The organism is Brevundimonas sp. (assembly GCF_041911375.1).
GTDB lineage: Bacteria > Pseudomonadota > Alphaproteobacteria > Caulobacterales > Caulobacteraceae > Brevundimonas.
Genome location: NZ_JAYRPA010000089.1, coordinates 31,460 through 49,401 on the forward strand (window position 1 = coordinate 31,460; position 17,942 = coordinate 49,401).

18 protein-coding genes are annotated in these 17,942 nt (G+C 68.8%); 3 read left to right on the forward strand and 15 right to left on the reverse strand.

Annotated elements, in window-relative coordinates:
* Window positions 1–13: 13 nt before the first annotated feature.
* The 13 genes from ACE3PU_RS15090 to ACE3PU_RS15150 all read right to left on the reverse strand — a co-directional run bounded on the left by ACE3PU_RS15090 (window position 14) and on the right by ACE3PU_RS15150 (window position 14,361).
* Window positions 14–1,546 carry a CHASE3 domain-containing protein gene (locus tag ACE3PU_RS15090; protein ID WP_374391006.1) on the reverse strand — a complete coding sequence of 511 codons (1,533 nt, stop codon included), beginning with the start codon at window positions 1,544–1,546 and terminating at the stop codon, window positions 14–16.
* 49 nt (window positions 1,547–1,595) lie between these two features.
* Complete coding sequence (gene flhA, locus ACE3PU_RS15095) at window positions 1,596–3,680, reverse strand: flagellar biosynthesis protein FlhA (protein WP_374391046.1); 2,085 nt, start codon at window positions 3,678–3,680, stop codon at window positions 1,596–1,598.
* A gap of 13 nt (window positions 3,681–3,693) precedes the next feature.
* A complete protein-coding gene (gene bla / locus ACE3PU_RS15100) occupies window positions 3,694–4,587 on the reverse strand; it encodes a class A beta-lactamase (RefSeq protein WP_374391008.1) in 894 nt (297 codons plus the stop codon).
* Between the two features lies 1 nt (window position 4,588).
* On the reverse strand, window positions 4,589–6,010 hold the full coding sequence (locus tag ACE3PU_RS15105) for a sigma-54 interaction domain-containing protein (RefSeq protein ID WP_374391010.1): 1,422 nt from the start codon (window positions 6,008–6,010) through the stop codon (window positions 4,589–4,591).
* 35 nt (window positions 6,011–6,045) lie between these two features.
* Window positions 6,046–6,378 (reverse strand): flagellar motor switch protein FliN, encoded by a 333-nt coding sequence (fliN, locus tag ACE3PU_RS15110; RefSeq protein ID WP_374391012.1) that lies wholly within the window; start codon window positions 6,376–6,378, stop codon window positions 6,046–6,048.
* Complete coding sequence (locus tag ACE3PU_RS15115) at window positions 6,378–7,025, reverse strand: flagellar assembly protein FlbE (RefSeq protein WP_374391014.1); 648 nt, start codon at window positions 7,023–7,025, stop codon at window positions 6,378–6,380. Before ACE3PU_RS15115 ends, fliN begins: the two co-directional genes overlap by 1 nt.
* A 1-nt stretch (window position 7,026) precedes the next feature.
* Window positions 7,027–8,061: a flagellar motor switch protein FliG gene (fliG, locus tag ACE3PU_RS15120; protein WP_374391016.1), complete on the reverse strand. Its 1,035-nt coding sequence runs from the start codon at window positions 8,059–8,061 to the stop codon at window positions 7,027–7,029.
* The gene (gene fliF / locus ACE3PU_RS15125; RefSeq protein ID WP_374391018.1) at window positions 8,061–9,695 is read right to left on the reverse strand and encodes a flagellar basal-body MS-ring/collar protein FliF; all 1,635 of its coding nucleotides are present in this window, start codon (window positions 9,693–9,695) and stop codon (window positions 8,061–8,063) included. The genes fliG and fliF overlap by 1 nt, the downstream gene beginning before the upstream one ends.
* 124 nt (window positions 9,696–9,819) lie before the next feature.
* Window positions 9,820–10,905: a Glu/Leu/Phe/Val dehydrogenase gene (locus tag ACE3PU_RS15130; RefSeq protein ID WP_374391020.1), complete on the reverse strand. Its 1,086-nt coding sequence runs from the start codon at window positions 10,903–10,905 to the stop codon at window positions 9,820–9,822.
* Between the two features lie 87 nt (window positions 10,906–10,992).
* Complete coding sequence (locus ACE3PU_RS15135) at window positions 10,993–11,997, reverse strand: alpha/beta fold hydrolase (RefSeq protein ID WP_374391022.1); 1,005 nt, start codon at window positions 11,995–11,997, stop codon at window positions 10,993–10,995.
* A gap of 32 nt (window positions 11,998–12,029) precedes the next feature.
* Complete coding sequence (locus tag ACE3PU_RS15140) at window positions 12,030–12,560, reverse strand: methylated-DNA--[protein]-cysteine S-methyltransferase (RefSeq protein WP_374391024.1); 531 nt, start codon at window positions 12,558–12,560, stop codon at window positions 12,030–12,032.
* Window positions 12,544–13,623, reverse strand: coding sequence for a bifunctional transcriptional activator/DNA repair enzyme AdaA (locus ACE3PU_RS15145; protein WP_374391026.1), 1,080 nt, complete (start codon window positions 13,621–13,623; stop codon window positions 12,544–12,546). Before ACE3PU_RS15145 ends, ACE3PU_RS15140 begins: the two co-directional genes overlap by 17 nt.
* A gap of 57 nt (window positions 13,624–13,680) precedes the next feature.
* On the reverse strand, window positions 13,681–14,361 hold the full coding sequence (locus tag ACE3PU_RS15150; RefSeq protein WP_374391028.1) for a winged helix-turn-helix transcriptional regulator: 681 nt from the start codon (window positions 14,359–14,361) through the stop codon (window positions 13,681–13,683).
* 58 nt (window positions 14,362–14,419) lie between these two features.
* On the opposite strand from ACE3PU_RS15150, the gene ACE3PU_RS15155 reads away from it, so the two are divergent.
* Genes ACE3PU_RS15155 through ACE3PU_RS15165 form a run of 3 tightly spaced genes read left to right on the forward strand, consistent with a single transcriptional unit; the run spans window position 14,420 to window position 15,734 of the window.
* A complete protein-coding gene (locus ACE3PU_RS15155) occupies window positions 14,420–14,866 on the forward strand; it encodes a VOC family protein (RefSeq protein WP_374391030.1) in 447 nt (148 codons plus the stop codon).
* Window positions 14,867–14,877: 11 nt separating this feature from the next.
* On the forward strand, window positions 14,878–15,360 hold the full coding sequence (locus ACE3PU_RS15160) for a VOC family protein (RefSeq protein ID WP_374391032.1): 483 nt from the start codon (window positions 14,878–14,880) through the stop codon (window positions 15,358–15,360).
* A 26-nt stretch (window positions 15,361–15,386) separates the two neighbouring features.
* Window positions 15,387–15,734, forward strand: a complete 348-nt coding sequence (locus ACE3PU_RS15165) for a DUF1428 domain-containing protein (protein ID WP_374391034.1) — start codon at window positions 15,387–15,389, stop codon at window positions 15,732–15,734.
* 6 nt (window positions 15,735–15,740) lie between these two features.
* Here ACE3PU_RS15165 and mdoH read toward each other — a convergent pair whose 3' ends face one another.
* On the reverse strand, window positions 15,741–17,636 hold the full coding sequence (gene mdoH / locus ACE3PU_RS15170; RefSeq protein ID WP_374391036.1) for a glucans biosynthesis glucosyltransferase MdoH: 1,896 nt from the start codon (window positions 17,634–17,636) through the stop codon (window positions 15,741–15,743).
* Between the two features lie 89 nt (window positions 17,637–17,725).
* A partial coding sequence (locus ACE3PU_RS15175; RefSeq protein WP_374391038.1) for a glucan biosynthesis protein occupies window positions 17,726–17,942 on the reverse strand: 217 nt, incomplete at its 5' end.

Here is a 17,942-nt window from a genome sequence, read left to right on the forward strand (position 1 = left end):
TTGACGGGTTGCGTCACAGCGCGCCTCCGGGTTCCGACAGGATCAGTCGTTTGGGGAATTTCAGGATGAAAGTCGACCCCTTACCGAGTTCCGACTCCACGTCGATGGTGCCGCCGAGCCGGCGCACGCTGTTTCGCACGAAAGCCAGCCCCAGCCCCTCGCCCGTCCGATCCTGTCGGCCCGATCGGCGGAACAGTTCGAAAATGCGTTCGTGGTCACGCGGCGCGATGCCCCGGCCGTTGTCGGTGACGCGATAGACGACCCAGCCGCCGGGCACGTCCTGGCCCGACACCACGATCTCGCCGGGCCGGTCGTGATCCAGATATTTGACCGCATTGTCGATCAGGTTGCCGACGATCTGCTCCATCGAGAGCCGGTCGCTCTCGACCTGCGGCAGCGTCTCGACGCGGATCTCGGCCCCCGCCTCGGCGGTCTGGTGCTGGACGGCGTCGGCCATCTGCTGCGCCATCGCCGTCATGTCCAGCGTCTCCGCCACCAGATTGCGCCGCCCCTCGCGCGACAGCTTCAAGATGGCGGTGATCAGCCGGTCCATCTTGGCGGTGGAGGCGCGGATGAAGCCGATCGCCTCCGGCAGGTCCTCGCGCACGGCCACGACGGCGTCGCGTTCGATCAGGTCGGGATCCGCAGTTTCTAGACGGGATATCTGCTGCTCCAGCACCTTGCCGGTCTGTTCCAGCTCGGAGGTATAGCCCATCACATTGACCAGCGGCGCGCGCAGGTCGTGGCTGACGATGTAGGCGAACCGCTGGATTTCCTCATTGGCGCGGATCAGGTCCCCGGTACGCTCTTGCACGGTGGCTTCCAGGTCCGCGTTCATCCGGTCCAGCTGGTTGCGAGCACTCTGGATTTCCCCGACGTAGCGCCGCACGAGCCAGGCCGACAGGCCGGCCAGGACGAGGACGAGCAGGCCTGCAAGGGCGTTCATGGCCACCGTGGCGCGCGCCGAGGCTTCGGACGATTCAACGCGGCTGGCGATGCGCGAGGACTTCAGGGCGTCGAAGTCGGTGATGGCGGCGCGCAGGGCGTCCATCATCGCCTTGCCCTCGCCCGAACGGACGGCCTGGATCGCCGGTCCGATCCGGCCGTCGCGCGCCATCGTCAGGGTCTCCGCCATCTCGGTCTGTTTGGCGGTCGCCAGCTCCTCGATACGCCGCACCGCGGGCCACAGCGAGGGATCCTGCATCGCGCCCCGGTGCAGGCGCGCGACCGCCGGCCCCAGCACCTCCTGGGCGTCGCGGTACGGCTGAAGAAACTCGGGTCGCCCGGTCAGCAGGAAGCCGCGCTGAGCCGTCTCGGCGTCCAGCATGGCGATTAGGATCGTCCGCGAATCGCGGCGCATCTTCTGGGCCTGCTCGATCTGGTCGTTCGCCTCCGCCGTGCGCTGGATCATGATGAAGGTCGCGACATTGACCGTCAGCATAAGAGCGAAGGCCAGCGTCAGCAGCGCGGTGACCGACCGCGCCAGCGATGGCGTACGCAGAAAGAAGCCGACGCGGCTGAGGGTCGAACGAGCGGAAATATCCATGGCGCGGAGCTTTAGCGGCGCCGCGAGCCCCGTCAAACCGATTGTCGGCTTAGACCTGTCCCAGGGTGCGCAGGCGCGCACGCGGATGGATCTCGTTCTGACTCATCACCACCGTCTGTCCGCGGAACCGCTCGATGATGGATCGAACATAGGGCCGCGTCTGCGGACCGGTCAGCAGGACGGCGTTCTCGCCCGTCATCGCGATGCGCTCGAAGGTGTCGCGCACGGCGCGGATGAAGTCCTGAAGACGCGAGGGCGCCATGGCGAGTTGCTTGTCCTCGCCGCCGCCGATCAGGCTTTCGGCGAAGGCGCTTTCCCATTCGGGCGACAGGGTCACGATCGGCAGGGCGCCGTCGCCGCCCTGATGCTGCCAGCACAGCTGGCGCGCCAGACGGGCGCGGACATGCTCGACCAGCGTGGTCACGCTGGTCGTATGCGGCGCGGCCTCCGCCAGTCCTTCCAGGATCGCCGGCAGATCGCGGATGGACACCTTCTCGCGCAGCAGCGCTTGCAGCACCCGCTGCAGCGTCGTGACCGTGACCACGGTCGGGATCAGTTCATCGACCAGCTTCTGCTGCTCCGGGCCCAGTTCCTTCAGCAGCTTTTGGACCTCGCCGTAGGACAGCAGCTCGGCCATATTCTCCTTCAGGATCTCGGTCAGATGCGTGGTCAGCACCGTGGCCGGGTCGACGATCGTGTAGCCGCGGAAGGTGGCCTCCTCGCGCAGATTCTCGTCGATCCAGGTCGCCGGCAGGCCGAAGGCCGGCTCTTTCATGTGCTCCCCCGGCAATTCGACCTGACGTCCCGCCGGGTCCATCGCCATCAGGTGACCCAGCCGCACCTCGCCGGCGCCCGCCTCCATCTCCTTGATGCGAATGGCGTAGCCCTGGGTCGCCAGGCGCATGTTGTCCAGGATGCGCACCTGCGGCATCACGAACCCGTACTCCTGCGCCAGCGAGCGGCGCAGGGCCTTGATCTGATCCGTCAGGCGACGCCCTTCCAGGTCGTTGATCAGCGCCAGCAGAGAATAGCCCAGCTCGATCTTCACCTCGTCGATGGTCAGGATGTTGGCGATGGGCTCCTCGACCTCGGGCTGCGGCTTGGCGGCTTCGATCTCCTCGGCCGTCGGCTGCGGCTTCAGGCGCTCGCGCCCCAGGCGCCAGGCCATGAACCCCGACCCCAGGGCCAGGGCCGCGAACGGCAGCAGCGGCATGCCGGGGATCAGCCCGATCAGGCCCGCCGCGCCGGACACCACGCCCAGCGACACCGGATTAGTGGCCAGCTGGGTGACCAGGGCCTTGTCCGCCGTGCCTTCGACGCCCGCCTTCGACACCAGGAAGCCGGCGGCGATCGAAATGACGATGGCCGGGACCTGGGTCACCAGGCCGTCGCCGATGGTCAGCTGGACGTAGGTGTTGGCGGCGTCCATCGCCGGCATGCCGTGCTGCAGCGTGCCGATCAGAATGCCGCCGATGGCGTTGATGAAGGTGATGATCAGGCCGGCGACGGCGTCGCCCCGCACGAACTTCGAGGCGCCGTCCATGGCCCCGAAGAAGGTGGATTCCTGCTCCAGCTCCTTGCGGCGCAGCTTGGCCTGGTCCTCGTTGATCAGGCCGCTGGACAGGTCGGCGTCGATGGCCATCTGCTTGCCGGGCATCGAGTCCAGGGTGAAGCGGGCCGAAACTTCCGCGATCCGGGTCGAGCCCTTGGTGATGACCACGAAGTTCACCACCAGGATGATGGCGAAGATGATCACGCCGATGATGAAGTTGCCGCCCATCATCAGTTCGCCGAAGGCCTGGATCACCTGACCGGCGGACGCGTGGCCCTCCTGCCCGTGAGTCAGGATCAGGCGCGTCGACGCCAGGTTCAGACCCAGCCGGAACAGGGTCGAGACCAGCAGCACCGTCGGGAAGATGGCGAAGTCCAGCGGCCGCTTCATCATCACCGCGGTCATCAGGATCAGCACGGACGAGACCAGCGAGACCGCCAGCAGCAGGTCCAGCAGCATCTTGGGGACCGGCAGGATCAACAGCATGATCACGCCGATCACGCCGACCGCCATCAGCACCTCGCCGCGGTTGACCCAGCCCAGGACATCGCGCCCGGTGGGGCGCGCCATGCCGTCCTTCATCAGCAAAGAAGCGTCAGCCACGGCCCAGCGTCTCCAGTGCGCGGCGAGCGGCGTCGGCGATGACGGCGTCGCGCTGCTCCTCAGTCGCCTGAGTCGCGCCCGTCAGATAGACGGCCATCAGCACCGGCGCGCCGCTGACCGGGATCAGCATGCCGATGTCGTTGGCCGTGCCGTTCTCTCCGGTGCCGGTCTTGTGCGCCACGGTCCAGCCTTCCGGCGCCGCGGCCTTCAGCCGTTTCGGCCCGGTGGGCGAAGCGACGAGCCAGCCTTGCAACAGGGCGTCGTGGTCGGGCGTCAGCCGGTCGCTGAACGCCATCAGCCGGATGTTGGCCAGTGTCTGTTCAGGCAGGCAGGTGTCACGCGGGTCGTTCGCCACCGCCGTGTTCAGCTCGGGCTCCAGGCGCGAGATCAGCGTGGTGGTGTCGCCGAACGCGGGCCACCACTGACGCCACACCGCTAGACCGCCCATCTCCCGGATCAGGATGTTGGCGGCGGGATTGTCGCTGAGCTCGACCGTCGCCTGCATCAGCTCGCGGATGCTCAGGGCGCCGCCGACGGCCGGACCGGTGACCGGCGCGTGGGGGATCATGTCCGCCTCGGTGACGCGGACCCGACGCTCAAGCTGCTCCTCGCCGCGCTGCACGCGCTGCAGGGTCGCCGCGGCCAGGAAGGCCTTGAAGGTGGAGCAGAAGGGAAAGCGTTCCTGCGCCCGCCACAGCGCCCGGCGACCGGAAGCGACGTCCATGGCCGCCAGCCCCAGGCGGCCGCCGCTTTGCTGCTCCAGATCGGTCAGATGCAGGTCCTGCGCCTTCTCCTGCGCCTGCGGCTCCTCGCGGCGATAGCAGCCCGCCAGACCCAGTGCGCCGACGCCGCCCAGGACAAACCTGCGATCCAGCTCCCGCCTCATGTCAGGCGGCGTAGCCGGCGCCCGGGACGCCGCCCGAAACGCCGCTCTGCGGCGCCGGAATGGCCGCGCCCTCGTCGGCGTATTCGTTCAGCTTGTTGCGCAGGGTGCGGATCGAGATGCCCAGGATATTGGCCGCATGGGTGCGATTGCCCAGGCAGTGGGTCAGGGTGTCCAGGATCAGCGTCTTCTCCATCGCCGCGACGGTCTGGCCGACGAAGCTGCGGGTGACGGCGTCGGCGGCCTGGGCCGCGCGGGCGGCAGGCCCGGCGTCCAGGGCCGAGGGCGCGGCCGATGCCGGCGTCGCGGCATCCATCATTAGGGGGCGACCGTCCGGCAGACGGATGGCCTCGACGTCGATCTCCATGCCGGACGCCAGCAGAACCGCCCGGTGCATGGCGTTCTCCAGCTCGCGGACGTTGCCCGGCCAACGATGCGCCACGATGGCGCGTTGGGCGGCGGCGGACAGGGGACGGGCGGGCACGCCGTTGGCGGCGGCGTACTTCTTGACGAAGTGATCGGCCAGCACGGCGATGTCGCCCGGACGCTCGCGCAAGGACGGCAGGCGCAGGTTCACGACGTTCAGCCGGTACAGCAGGTCCTCGCGGAAGGTCCCTTCGGAGACGGCGCGGGCCAGGTCGCGGTTGGAGGTGGCGATGATGCGGATATCGACCTTGACCGGCTTGGTCCCGCCCACGCGATCGATGACGCGTTCCTGGATGGCGCGCAGCAGCTTCGCCTGAAGCCGGGCGTCCATCTCCGAGATTTCGTCCAGCAGCAGGGTGCCGCCGTCGGCCTCCTCGAACTTGCCGATGCGGCGGGCGACGGCGCCAGTGAACGCGCCCTTCTCGTGGCCGAACAGTTCCGATTCCAGCAGATTGTCGGGAATGGCCGCGCAGTTGACGCTGATGAAGGGCTTGTCCTTGCGGCGGGAGTTCTCGTGCAGATACCGCGCCATCACCTCCTTGCCGACGCCGCTTTCGCCGGTGACCAGGATCGAGGCTTCCGAGCGCGCGACCTGGTCCGCCAGCTGGATGACGTGCTTCATCGACGGGTCGGCCGAGATCATCGGCTTTTCGTCGTCAGCGACGGCCGACAGGACCGCGGCGATCAGATCCGCCTCGGGCGGCAGGGGGATGAACTCCTTGGCTCCCGCCTTGATCGCGGCCGCCGCCTCGCGCGCGTCGGCGTCGATGCCGAAGGCGACCACCGGCACGCTGATCCGCTCGGCTTCGTTCGCCCCGATCAGGGCGGCGATGTCCAACTTGTAGTCGACCATCAGCAGGTCCGCGCCCTGCCCTCGACGCAGCAGGTCCGTCGCCTGATCGCATCGCTCGACGTGATTGACCTTGGCGCCGTGCGCCATCGCCATCTTCACCGCCGAGGCCAGTTGCCCGCTCAGCCTGCCAACCACCAGAAGACGCATCGTTCTTCTCCTCTAATCTCTCGCCCGGTCGCCGATCAGGCGCCCGCATCCTCGGTCTTGATGATTTCCGTCATGGTCACCCCCAGCCGGTCGTCGACGACGACGACCTCGCCGCGCGCCACCAGCCGGTTGTTGACGAAGATGTCGATCGCCTCGCCGACCTTGCGGTCCAGCTCCAGCACCGAGCCCTTGTTCAACTGCAGCAGCTGAGCCACCGACATGTGCGACTTGCCCAGCACGGCCGAGATGTTGACCGGCACGTCGAAGACGGTGGCCAGGTCGGCAGCGCTCTTCTCGCCGTGATCGTCCAGGGACGGCAGGGCGGCGGGATCCGCAAACTCCTCCAGCGACAGATCGTCGGAAGCCATCAGAAGTCACTCCTGTCCAGGACGGGATTTTCGGCGTGGCCAGCCTCGGCGGCCAGGGCCGCGGCCAGCGCCTCGGTCACCCGGCGAACGGAATCCTCCGGGTCATGTTCGGCGCGGCCGTCGGCCCATTCCAGATGGAAGGCCGCGACCGGCATGGCCGGCTCGTCTCGGAAGGCCACGGCTCCGGTGAAGCCGCCGTTCGCGGCGGCCTGCTCGATCATGGCGCGCGCGGGCTCGTCCAGCCCCGCGCCCCGCACCACCAGTCGCGGCGAAGCGTCGATCTCGTGGGCCAGCATCTCCAGGGCAGCCTTCAGGGGCGCCGCCGGAAAGGCGTCCAGCGCCGCGCCGCCGATGGCGCGGGCGGCCGCCAGCGCCAGGTCGGCCGACTGTTCACGGTGCGCCTGGGCCACAGCCTTCAGACCGGGAAGGGCCGAGGTGGCGGCATGGGCGATCGCGCTCAGGGCGGCGGCGCGCACGTTCTCGATTTCGGCCAGCGCCTGCTCGCGCGCCTCCAGCCGCGCCTGGGCGACCAGGGCCTCGACCTCGGCGGGCAGATAGCTGCGCTTGACCGGCCGCCATTCCGACGGCCGCACGATCTCGCCGCGGGCGTCGAACTCGGTGTCGAAGATGAAGGGCTTGGCGCTCATGTCAGTAGATCAACTCGTCGTCGGAGCCCTGGCCCGCCAGCATGATGTCGCCCTTGGCGGCCAGGTCCTTGGCCACCTGGACCATCGCCATCTGGGCGGCGTCGACATCCTTCAGGCGCACCGGCCCCATCGACTCCATGTCCTCGCGCATGATTTTCGAGGCGCGCTCGGACATGTTGGAGAAGAACATCTCGCGCAGCCCTTCCGATGCGCCCTTCAGCGCCAGGCCCAGCTGGTCCTTCTCGACCGCCCGCAGCAGGGTCTGAACGCCACCCGGATCCAGCCTGGACAGGTCTTCGAACACGAACATCAGCGCGCGGATGCGCTCGGCCGACTCGCGGTTGCGCTCTTCCAGGGCGCCGATGAACCGGGCCTCCGTCTGGCGGTCGAAGGCGTTGAAGATATCGGCCATCATCTCGTGGCTGTCGCGCTTGGACGTGCGCGCCAGGTTCGACATGAACTCCGTCCGCAGGGTCTGCTCGATCTTGTCCAGGATCTCGCGCTGCACCGGCTCCATGCGCAGCATCCGTTGCACGCACTCCAGAGCGAAGTCCTCGGGCAGGCTGGTCAGCACCCGCGCGGCGTGATCGGACCGCACCTTGGACAGGATGACGGCGACGGTCTGGGGATATTCGTTCTTCAGATAGTTGGCGAGGACCGCCTCGTTCACATTTCCCAGCTTGTCCCACATCGTCCGGCCGGCGGGACCGCGGATTTCCTCCATCAGGCCATCGACGCGGTCCTTGGGCAGGAAGGCGCTCAGCAGCTTCTGGGTCTGCTCATAGCTGCCCATGACCGAGCCCTTGCCCGACAGACCCGAGACGAACTCGATCAGCAGGGTCTCGACCGCCTCGGCGGTGACGTTGCCCAGGGTGGCCATGGCCTGCGAGATCTCCTTGACCTCGTCGTCGTCCAGCCGCTCCCACAGGGCGGTGTGCTCCTCGCCGAGCGCCAGCAGAATGACGGCGGCCTTTTCCGGCCCCGTCAGCTTGTTGGCGTCCTCGATCGCGGCCCTTTTGTTGACGAGCTTGGCCATCAGCCCTCCGCCACCCAGTTGCGCAGGATGCCAGCGGCCTCATCGGGATGGGCGTGTACGAAGTCGGCGACCTTCTTGACCGACGACGCCTTCACCTGGCCCTCGATGCGCGCGATGTCGATCTTCTGGTCCATCTCCGACGGCGGCGGCAGCTGGACCAACTGCGGCTGGCCGTCCGGACCGATCACCGTAGTCTGCAACTGGGTCACGGGCGCGCCCTCGACGGCGGCCAGCGCCGGCACGCCGCCGCCGCCCGTCGCGGTCTTCAGCAGCGGGCGCAGCACGAAGAAGATCAGCAGGACGCCGGTGATCAGCAGCACCAGCAGCTCGACGCCGCGCATGATGTCGTTCTTGGAGAAGTCCAGCAGCGAAGAGCCGCCGTCCAGCTCGCCCAGTCCGGCGTCGCGGTTGAAGCGGACGTTCACCACCTCGATCTTGTCGCCTCGCGCCTCGTCGATGCCGACGGCGGCGGCGACCAGGGCCCTGATCTGTGCGATCTCCTCGGCGGTGCGCGGCGTGTAGGTCGGCTCGCCCTGGCCGTTGGCGGGCGGGGTCAGCTTTCCATCGACGGCGACGGCGACGGCCAGCTTGCGCACCTCGCCCGGCTCGCGGGTCGTGGTCGTGGTCGTGTTCGAGATCTCGTAGTTGGTGGTCTCGGTGTTCTCGGCGCTGTTGGAGCCGATCGGCGTCGCGTTCGGCGGCGCGCCGCCGGGGATGTTGTTGGCCGCGGTCACCGCGCCGTCCGGCTGGCCCGTCGTGTCCGACGACTGCGACCCGTTGGTGGAGGTGGAGCGGACGACCTGGCCGTCGGGATCGAACTTCTGCTCCTGGGTGGTCGAGCGGCTGCGGTCGATGTCGGCCGTCACCTGGACCCGCGCAGCGCCCACCCCGACGACGCCCTCGACGATGTCCTTAATGCGCGCCTGCAGCTGCGCCTCGGTCGTGTTCTTGGCCTCCAGCGCCGAGGCGGTGGTGAATTCGCCGCCGTCGTTGCCCGCCGCCAGCGTGCGGTTGTTCTCATCGGCCACGGTGACGCGGTCCGGCTTCAGATTGGGCACCGAAGAGGCGACCAGGTTGCGGATGGCGTTCACCTGGTCGCCCGACAGGTCGCGTCCGCCCAGTCCGACCAGCACGGCGGCCGTGGGTTCGGCGGCGGCCGAGGTGAACATCTCCCGGCGCGGCATGGTGATGTGAACGCGCGCGGCGGTGATGCCGCGCATCGACATGATGGTGCGCGACAGTTCGCCCTGCAGCGCCCTCTGCTCGTTCAGCTGCTGCTGAAACTCGGTCTGACCAAGGACCGACTGGTTGTCGAAGATTTCGTAGCCGACCGAGCCCGAGGTCACGAGGCCCTGCCCGGCCAGCATCATCCGCGCCGTGCCGACCTCGTCGCGATTGACCATGATGGTCGAACCGTCGCCCTTGGAGGAATATTTGATGCCGGCCTGGTCCAGCGCGGCGGTGATTTCGCCGGCCTCGCGCAGGTCGAGGTTGGAATAGAGCAGCGCGTCCGGCGCTTGGCCCATGCGCAGCATGACGGCGACCAGAACGGCGGCCACGCCCGCGGCGACGCCGAGAATGGCCGCCAGGCGGCCGATCCCGAACTTCTTCAACGCCTCGGTGAAACCGCCCACGCGTCCCCGCCCCATACACGCGGAAGACCCTGACGACCCCGCTAGGCAGAAAATGCCGCCCGGATGGTAAACGCCGCGTTAAGAGACGGTTACGCGCCGTCCCTCACCGCGTGGCCCTGGGAGTTCAGGCCGCCTTGCGAAGCTTCTCCGCGCCCGCCGCCGCGATCCGCGCCTCGGCGATGGCGTCGGCGATCTCGTGCGTCGGCCGACCCTCGGCGACCGAGCGATCGAGGATTTCCTCGAAGGTTTCGATCAGACGCGCCAGCTTCATCTCGACCCAGTTCGGGTCGAAGGCGCCGCGCGTCTGGCGCGCATTCATTTCGGCCGCAACATTGATGATGCCGCCGCCGTTGACGACGTAATCGGGCGCATAGAGCACGCCGCGCTCGAACAGGACGCGGCCGATCTCGGGCGTGGCCAGCTGGTTGTTCGCCGCGCCGACCACCGCCTTGGCGCTGATGCGATCCAGGGTCTGCGGGTTCAGCGTCGCGCCGAGCGCGCACGGCGCATAGATGTCGGCCTGGACGTCGTAGATGGCGTCCGGCGCGACCACCTCGGCGCCCGTGCGGGCCGCGACTTCGGCCAGGACAGCGGCGTTGACGTCCGTCATCACCAGCTTGGCGCCGGCGCCCGCCAGCTTGTCGGCGAGGTAGCCGCCGACATGGCCCACGCCCTGCACGGCGATGGTCAGGCCGGTCAGGTCATCCTGCTTGAACAGCCGTCGCGCCACGGTGAGGGTCGAGCGATAGACGCCCTCGGCGGTCACGGGGCTGGGATCGCCCGACGCTTCCGGACCGTCCTTCAGGCCCAGGACCCGCGTCGTCTCCTTGCGCGCCTCGGCGATGTCGGCGACCGACACGCCCACGTCCTCGGCGGCGTAATAGATTCCGCCCAGCGTATCGACAGCGCGACCGAAGGCGCGGAACAGCTCGGGCGTCTTCTGCGTGCGGCTGTCGCCGATGATGACCGACTTGCCGCCGCCCATCTCCAGATCCGCCACCGCGTTCTTGTAGCTCATGCCCTTGGACAGCCGCAGCACGTCCTCCAGCGCCTCGGCCGACGAGCCGTAGCTCCACATCCGCGTGCCGCCCACGGCCGGGCCGCGCGCGGTCGAGTGAACGGCGACGATCGCCTTCAGGCCTGTTTTCTCGTCGAAGAAGGCGTGAACGCCCTCATGATTCGCGAAAGACGGAGAATCGAACAGCGTCATGCCCATGATAGGCGCTCCCTGGGTAATATTCTTGTTGCCCGGCAGATAGGCCGCCTGCCTCTAGTGGGCAAGCATGACCGTTTCGCGTCAGCGCCTCGCCAAGGCTTCAAGTTCGGGGAGCACCGGCCCGGCTCCGGACGGCAGCGGCCCGTCCGGCTCGCGCAGGAAGGCGACGACGTCGCGATAGACCACCCCGGCGTCCAGGTCGCGATTCAGCAGGTGCCAACCGTCCGGATACCAGGCGGTGCGCAGGGCGGCGTCCGCAGGCATCTGCTCCAGGGCGCGCCGCATCGGCCCCTTCTCCACCACCTCGTCGTGGGCGCCGTACATCAGGATCGCCGGCGCCCGGATAAGCCCCAGCCGCCGCGATGAGGTCTCCATCAGATCGACGAGGCCGTATAGGGTGTCGAACCGCGTCGACAGCAGGCTCTCGGGATCGCGCCCGTTGCGATAGAGCTCCAGCACATTGGACGAGGCCTGAATGCGATCGGCGATGAAGCGGGGCGGCTCCACCGCCTTGGACCCGGTCATCCGGGCGGCGATGTTAAGGGCTGCAGTGTTCAGCCACCCTTGCGTGGACCAGCCCCAGACGCCGGGCGCCAGCAGCACGACACGGTCCGCGTCCGGCGGCCGATCAGAACCGAAGGCCGCCGCCGCGACCGATCCCCCCATGCTCTCGCCCACCACGGCGATCATCGCGCGGGGATGGCGCGCGCGAGCCAGGGCGACGGCCTCGCGCAGATCTTCGACCATTCGCGCCTGCCCGGCCCATTCGCCCCGGCCAGGCGCCGCGCCGAAGCCGCGCTGGTCATAGGCCCAGGTCTCGATCCCCTGCTCGGCCCACCACGGTCCCGCCAGCCGGAAGGAGGCGGCGTGATCGTTCATCCCGTGCAGCGCCACGATCACCGCCCACGGCTCGCCTTGCGGCGCCCATCGCATCAGCGGAAGTCGCGCCCCATCGGCCATCACCAGCGCCCGCTCCTGGACCGACGGACCGGCGAAGTCCGGCGGCGGCGTCAGCGGCGGCTGCACATAGGGCGTGGCGCAGGCGGACAGAGCGAGCACGGCGGCAACGGCGGGGAGAAGCCTCATTCTCGTGAAATGCGCCCTCGACAACGGAGTTTCTAGAGCAGCCGGCCCGCCTCGTGCGCCAGCAGCCAGCGCTTGCGCTCCAGGCCGCCGGCATAGCCGGTCAGCTTGCCTCCTGAACCGATCACGCGGTGACACGGCACGATGACCCCGACAGGATTGGCGCCGTTCGCCAACCCGACCGCCCGCACCGCCTTGGGTATCCCGATGGCCGCGGCCAGCTGGCCGTAGCTGCGGGTCTCTCCGGCCGGAATGTCACGCAGCGCCTTCCAGACGGACCGCTGGAAATCAGTGCCGCCGGTGCGCACCTCGACCCGATCGAAGGCGGCGAGGTCGCCGGCGAAGTAAGCGATGACCGCGTGGCGCACCGCCTCCGGCGCTCGACCCGACGTCAGCACGACCTCGCCGTAATGGCGGCGCAGCAGCCGACGCATCCGGTCTTCGTAGTCGTGAAAGTCCAGCGCCCGAACGGCGCCGTCGGCGTCGACCACCACCAGCACCTCGCCCACCGGGGACGGAATGCGGTCCAGCGTCAGCGGCGTGAGGATCTCATGTGGCCTGGGCATCGCGAGCCTCCTTGCTCAGAGTCCAGTAAAGGGCGCCGTAGGACCGCCAGGGCCGCCAGCGTTCGGCGCGCGCGGACAGGACCGGGTTCTCGCTCGACAGCCGGTCGCTGGGCGGGTCGTCCGCCTCGTCGATCCAATCCCCCGGCAGGCGCAGGCCGGGGTGTGCGGCGACCGCCGCGGCCAGCGCCGGATCGGCCGAGAGATCGCGGGCGATGGCTTCGGGGTCCGCGGCCAGGTCGAAGACGCGACGCACGCGGGCCAGCACGCCCGGCAGGGCCGACAAGGTACCGACCTGCGCCTCGACCATCAGGCGTCCGACCTCGCCCGCACGCACCTCGACCCGGCCGTCCGTGCCGTCGATGTCGGGCTGCAGTTCGCGGCGCCAGCCGCCGTCGGCGACCGCATCGCCGCGCGCGGCCAGGGCCGTCAGCATGGCCTCCCAGTCATAGGGCGGGCGATAGGCCAGGCCCAGCCGGATCGGACCCGTAGCCTCCGGCGCGCGTCGTCGGCGAAGGGCCGAGGGCGGCCGGTCGTACAGCGCCTGGAAGGCCTCGTTGAAGCGCCGCACGCTGCCGAACCCGGACGCCAGGGCGACCTCGGCCATGGACAGGCGGCTCTCGTGGATCAACTGCTTGGCCAGCAGCACACGGCGCGTCTGGGCCACGCTGACAGGGGCCGCGCCCAGATGCTGGCGGAACAGGCGACGCAGATGCCGCTCGCCCACGCCCAGCCGGGTCGCCAGGGCGTCCACGTCCGCGCCGTCCAGCGCGCCGCCCTCGATCAGGGCCAGCGCCCGGCTGACGGTATTGGACGTGCCGCGCCAGGCCCCCATGTCCGGCGCGGTTTCGGGCCGACAGCGCAGGCAGGCGCGAAAGCCGGCCGCCTCGGCCGCCGCCGCGCCGGCATGGAAGGTGACGTTTTCACGCCGGGGCGTACGGGCCGGGCACACCGGCCGGCAATAGATCCCCGTCGAGGTCACGCCGGTGAAGAACCGGCCGTCGAAACGGGCGTCGCGCGCCACGACGGCGCGCCAGCAGGCCTCGAAATCCAGGGTCGGTTCCATAGACGCAGGAATGCGCCGTCCCCGCCGCGATGTCTCGCGGTTTTCGGACATGGATCGTCAGACCGCCTTGGGCGGCAGGTCGAAGAAGGTCGCGAACCGCTCGGCTGCGGCCCGGTCGCCGGTCAGGGTCAACAGGCCGTCCGCCTCCAGAACTGCGAACGGCGCACCGCCGTAGACGGCGCCCGCCAGCACAGACGGCTGGGTGTCGAACACGACCTGCGCACCTTCGGCCCCCCCCCGTTCAGCCGACAGGGCGCCGTCGGCGATGCGGATGCGGAAACTCTCGTCCGCGAAGACTAGACCGACCTCGATGCGCGCGTCGCCGGCCTTGGCCGCGTCGAACATCGTCTCCAGCGACATCACCATCGACACCGGGCTCAACGGCAGGGTCGGATCGTGCGCCGGCGATCGCGCCGCCCATCCGCCCAGCAGCGCATAGAGCGGCTTCAGCTCACGCCCCCAATCCGTCAACTCATAGACCTGCACCGACGCCGGCGGCGGCAGCCGCCGGCGCCGCACGATGCCCGAGGCCTCCAGCCCCTCCAGCCTCTGGGTCAGGACATTGGCCGACAGACCGCACAGGTCCTTCTTCAGGTCGCCGAACCGGCGCGGCCCGAACATCAGCTCGCGCATCACCAGAAGCGCCCAGCGTTCTCCGATCAGGTCCAGCCCGTGCGCCGCTCCGCAAGCGTCATGGTACTTGCGGCCGGCCTTTTCAGTTACTTTTTCTAACTTCATCGTTGACTAACATAATCTCGCGCGGCATGAGTCGCAAACCAGGGAGTGGAGGAACGCCATGCCGAAGATGATTTTCATCAATCTGCCCGTGACCGAGCTTGACCGGTCGATCGCCTTCTACGAGGCGGTGGGCGCGACGAAGAACCCGATGTTCAGCGACGACACGGCCGCCTGCATGGTGCTTTCCGACACCATCCACGTGATGTTGCTGACCCACGAAAAGTGGAAGGGCTTTACCGACCGGGCGATCCCCGACGCCCACGTCTCGGCCCAGGTGATGCTCTGCCTGTCGCAGGACAGCCGCGATGCGGTGGACGCCGTGGTCGACCAGGCCGCCCAGGCCGGCGGCCAGGCCGATCCGAACGCGACCCAGGACTACGGCTTCATGTATGGGCGAAGCTACGCGGACCCCGACGGCCATATCTGGGAAACCATGTGGATGGATCCCGCCGCCGTCGCCGCCGGTCCGGAGGCGTTCGCCGCCGACGAACTTCAGCCCGCCTGAGGACGCGCGCCATGGCCGACAAGATCGTTCCGTGCCTTTGGTTCGACGGCGATGGAGAGGAGGCGGCGCGCTTCTATGTCTCCCTGCTGCCGGACAGCCGCATCGACGGCGTTCATCGCTCCCCGGTCGACACCCCATCCGGCCCCGCCGACAGCGTGCTGATGGTGGAATTCACCCTGGCCGGCCGATCCTATCTGGCGCTGAACGGCGGGTCCGCGTTCAAGTTCGACGAGGCCGTGTCCTTCATGGTCATGACCGAGGATCAGGCCGAGACCGACCGGCTGTGGGACGCGCTGATCGCGGACGGCGGACAGGAGAGCGCCTGCGGCTGGCTGAAGGACCGCTGGGGCCTGTCCTGGCAGATCACTCCCCGCCGCCTGATGGAGTTGACGACCGACCCTAACCGTGAACGCGCCCGGGCCGCCATGCAGGCCATGATGACCATGCGCAAGATCGACATCGCGGCATTAGACCGCGCCGTCGCCGAGATCTGAAATCCCGTCGTAGAAGGACTAACGCCATGACCTATGTCAGCGGCTTCGTGACTCCGGTTAAGACCAAGGACCGGGACGCCTATGTGAAATCCGCCCAGCTCGCCGCGCCCATCTTCAAGGAGTTCGGCGCCCTGGCGGTGGTCGAGAACTGGGGCGTGGACATCCGCGACGGCAAGGTGACCGACTTCAAGATGGCCGTGAAGGCCGAACCCGACGAGGCCGTCGTCTTCTCCTGGATCCTGTGGCCTAACAAGGCGACCAGCGACGCGGCCGAGCAGAAAATGATGACGGACCCGCGCTTCCAGGACATGGAGATGCCCTTCGACGGCAAGCGTATGATCGTCGGCGGCTTCGAGACGATCTTCCAGGCCTGAGGTCCGTCAGGCGGGCGCCGCCAGCATCGCCGTCGTCGGGCGGGGAATGGACAGGAAGGGCGCCGGGGCCGCGGGCTTCGGCTCGATCGGCGCCGCGGTCAGGGCCTGCGCCTGAACGATCACCGGATGCGGCGCCGTCGTCTCGGGCGTCGCCAGAAGGTCGTCGCCGACGGCGCGCGCCGTCACGACTGACAGCCAGAAGGCGCCCGCAAGGCCCAGCGCGGGCGGCGCGGCCCACAGCAGCGCGGCGGGATTCAATGTCAGGCACAGCGCCACGAGCGCAAGGCCGAAACCGAGCTCCGCCCGATGCGTGGCGAAGGCTTCAGCCAGCGACAGGCCGTCCCCGTCGCGGCGCTGCGGCTTCCAGCCGGAGTCGCGCCCCGACAGCACAGAGACCACCGACCGCGTCTGGGCGAACAGCGACACCGGCGCCAGCAGGGTCGACAGCGCCGTCTCGATCAGGATGTTGCGGACCGCCGCATCAAGGCCGCCGAACCCGGCCAGGTCGCCCCGCACCGTCGCGGCCGCCAGGGCCATGAACTTGGGCAGGATCAGAAAGGCGGCCGACACCGCCATCACGCCCAGCAGCACGGCGCCCGAGGGCGACGCCGCGCCGATCTCGGCGCCCGCCAACATCTCGGGCGCCACCATCAGGCCGACGCTCAACGCCAGCAACGCGATCCACATCGGCGCCGCCAGATAGGTCGACAAGCCCCGCACCAGATGGAAGCGGCTGACCGGATTCAGCCCGCGCGCCGTCACCACGCCCAGGTGCTGCAGATTGCCCTGGCACCACCGGCGATCCCGGACGATCTGATCGATCAGGCTGGGCGGCCCCTCCTCCCACGATCCGGCGAGGTCCGGCTCCAGCCGCACCTGCCAGCCCGCGCGCCGCATCAATGCCGCTTCGACGAAGTCATGGCTCAGGATATGGCCGCCGAACGGCTTTTTGCCCTTCAGATGCGGCAGGCCGGCGTGCTCGGCGAAGGCCCGGACACGGATGATGGCGTTGTGGCCCCAGTAGTTGCCCTCTGAGCCGCACCACCACGCCATGCCGCGCGCGAACATCGGGCCGTAAAGGCGGCTGGCGAACTGTTCCAGGCGGGCGAACAGGGTGCGCGCGCCGATCACCACCGGCACGGTCTGGATCAGGCCGGCGCGCGGATCGGCCTGCATCATGCCGGACAGGCGGCCCAGCGCCGCGCCCGTCATCAGGCTGTCGGCGTCAAGCACCACCATGTGGTCATAGGCGCCGCCGAAGGCCTGGACCCAGTCGGCGATGTTGCCGGCCTTGCGGTCGGTGTTCTCGGCCCGTCGGCGGTAGTAGACCCGCGCACGGTCCCCCAGCGCGCGGCGCAGCCGCCGGAAGGCCGCCTGCTCCGCCACCGCGATCATCGGCGCCCGCGTGTCGCTGAGGATGAACAGGTCGAAGCGATCCGCCAGCCCTTCGGCCTCGACATCGCGCATCATGGCCTCCAGCCGCGCGAACACGGGCCCGGGCGTCTCGTTGTAGATCGGCGCCAGGATGGCGGTCCGCACGGTGACCGGGCCGTCTACCCCCGCGGCGTTCTTGCGGCCGGCCAGGCTTACGACGAAGCCGGCGAAGGCCGAGGCGAAGGCGAAGGCGGTCCAGGCGAACAGCGAGGCGAACAGCATCAGGTGCACGAGTTCGGCGACCGTCAGCCGGTCCGCCGCAAAGACGTCATGCAGGGCCAGCACCGCCAGCGCCGTCGTCGCCAGGGTGAAAGCGACCAGGCCCCAGCGCCGCGCCCAAGGCTGGCCAGCGGTCGGGCCGAAGTCGCGCGTCGGGGCCTGATGCAGCGTCTGCACCGGCATCGACAGCGGCGAAGGCCCGGGCAGATCATCCAGGAACTCGCGGGGCTCGGACGCGGACAGGTCCACGTCCCGGAGCGATGCCGAAACAGACGCCATGATCGATCCTGTTGTGTGCGGAATGGGGAGGCCGCGCCCGCGAAACGCCGCGCTACATCTCAGGTTGCGCGATCCGCGAAAATTTGAGCCGTCCACACCTCGGTGAGGCGTCGGCCGTTCCGTGTTCGCAAGAAAGCTCTCACGTCGGCCGGTTCATCCGATGTCGGCGCCACGTCGAAAATGAGGCGCCACATCCGCTCGAATCCCGTCTCCGCCGGGTCGCCGACGGCCAGTTCGATATTGGAGACCGCGCCCCGGCTGGCCGTCACCACCGCC